Annotated in this window: 1 pseudogene; it reads left to right on the top strand. The window is 49.3% G+C overall.

From position 1 onward, the window contains the following. Positions 1–335 (top strand): annotated as a pseudogene (locus KDM89_RS20905) (bifunctional [glutamate--ammonia ligase]-adenylyl-L-tyrosine phosphorylase/[glutamate--ammonia-ligase] adenylyltransferase); the annotation flags it as partial.

Raw genomic sequence — 335 nt, 5'->3', positions numbered from 1 at the left:
GATTTAATGGTCGCGGCAACGATAAACGCTGTCTGGCAGACGATTGCAACACGTCATCGTGAAAAGCCACAGTTCGCAGTGATCGCCTACGGCAAACTGGGTGGCAAGGAACTGGGCTATGCTTCTGATCTGGATCTGATCTTTTTGTACGATGATGAAGAACAGGATGCGCCAGCGAATTATGCGAAACTGGCCCAGCGCTTCATTACCTGGATGACCAGCCATACGCCGGCAGGTATTTTGTTTGATATCGACATTGCCTTACGTCCGGATGGTGCCAGTGGTTTACTGGTTTCATCAATACAGTCATTTGCCCGCTATCAGGAAAAATCAGC

The organism is Cognatundibacterium luofuense (assembly GCF_018139685.1).
GTDB lineage: Bacteria > Pseudomonadota > Gammaproteobacteria > Burkholderiales > Burkholderiaceae_D > Undibacterium > Undibacterium luofuense.
This window is presented reverse-complemented; position numbering and strand designations above follow the sequence as displayed.